The sequence below is a fragment of the Pseudomonas sp. S12(2018) genome, assembly GCF_024355235.1.
GTDB classification, from domain to species: Bacteria; Pseudomonadota; Gammaproteobacteria; order Pseudomonadales; family Pseudomonadaceae; genus Aquipseudomonas; species Aquipseudomonas palmensis.
The window spans coordinates 428,278-429,873 of record NZ_QLAD01000006.1 but is presented as its reverse complement, the minus strand read 5'-3'; the positions used below and the strand labels follow the sequence as shown (position 1 = coordinate 429,873).

General features: G+C 50.5%; 1 protein-coding gene and 2 pseudogenes. All 3 read left to right on the top strand.

The features are described from left to right. Positions 1-301 (top strand): annotated as a pseudogene (locus tag DN388_RS17105) (RHS repeat-associated core domain-containing protein); the annotation flags it as partial. Between the two features lie 329 nt (positions 302-630). After that, entirely contained in the window at positions 631-1,248 is a 618-nt protein-coding gene (locus DN388_RS17100) for a hypothetical protein (RefSeq protein WP_146095004.1), read from the top strand. Positions 1,249-1,345: 97 nt separating this feature from the next. After that, positions 1,346-1,596: pseudogene (locus DN388_RS17095) on the top strand (hypothetical protein); the annotation flags it as partial.

Below are 1,596 nucleotides of genomic sequence, written 5' to 3'. Positions count from 1 at the left end.
GGGCACGCCGATGGAACTGACTGACCACCATGGGGCGGTGGCGTGGGCGGGGCAGTACAAGGCGTGGGGGGAGGTGCATGAGGAGCGGTCGGGCTGGGCAAGGCAGGTTGGGCTAAGTAACCCAATACGGTTTCAGGGGCAGTATCACGACCGGGAGACTGGGCTGCATTACAACCGGTATCGGTACTATGATCCGGGGGTTGGGCGGTTTGTTAGCAACGACCCGATTAGTTATTCGGGTGGATTAAATCTTTACCTGTATGCAGCAAACCCTGTCGAATGGACGGACCCACTCGGACTGGAGAAAGTTGTTGCTGCGAGAAGCCGTGCGCATGCGTTGAGGCTTGCACAGCAGCATGCTCAAGTTCCGAGGGTTGGTCGAGGAGGTAAGGAAATCACTACAGATATCCTTAGGGATGAGAGTAAAGGAAAAAATTATGCTTGCCTGTGCGCTAGAGGAAGTATGCTTGGGCGAAGAGGAAATGATACTTCGCTAGTTTTTGATCACCCAGATGGGCACCCTCACATGGTGGGGGAAGTATTTCCTGAGCATCATAATGGGCCGCACGTGCACGCAAGAAACAAAAAAGGCGAAACATTAGTGATTACTTATCCAGGGTGATTGGGAAAATGTTGGATATCTTGGTTCACAGGTCGAAATTCAAATATTTCAAGAAAGGAGGCAGTGATCTTATATCTTCTTTGCCAGCGAGTGATGAGGATGAGTTTGCTGCTGTTATGGCTCGTGGTACAAATGGGTTGTTGGGGTTTAACGTTAGTCCAGCGGCGCGAAGTATCCTGAAAGCGTTACTTTGCGAGTGCTATTGCCTTGATGCTCCTGACACTATTTTCCACCCAGGAGAACGGCGTGAGGGTGGAATGCCAGATTATTTTTTCAAAGATAAAGGTGGTGCGTTCAATGGTTTGTTGGTGGAGCATGAGCGTTATGTATTGAGTTTAAAAAAATATAATATCATTTCCCGGCATAAGCATATTGAAGTGCCTCTGCCTTCCATGCTGGCTGAGTTTATGAGGGATGGTGGTCGCCTCGAAAATGAACTATATAAACACTTGCTGTCTTCGTGCGAGTACTTTGGGATTTTACAGCACTCGGAAGAGCACGGGTGGGGGGCGTTTGATTTGATTTCCCATGATATAGATTATTTTCTTAACAGATTAGAACGCTTGGTGGGTGATCATGGGCGTCTAGTGTTTATCGAAAATATGCGGGATATGCCTTGTTGGTAGTGCGGTCAACGCAATATTGACCTGCGTGGCTGGCCGAACGTACGACTCACCTGACTGATTAGTCGCAGTCCGAGAGCTTGCCTACGATCGCACGGTCATGAAGCTCGACCATCACGAAATACTCAGCTACGAGTGCGATGACCTGCACCGTGAAGTGGTGCGCCATCAGGGCAACAGGCTGATGCAGACCCAGGCCTGGAACCCGGCCGGACGGTTAGCCCGATGCTGCCGGGCAACTGACCGATATCCACGATAGCCACAGTGACGACAAGCTCAAGGTCGAGTACAGCTATGACGCCCTCTGGCGGCGATTGCACAAACACTCGGTTGCGCATTATTCGAACAAGC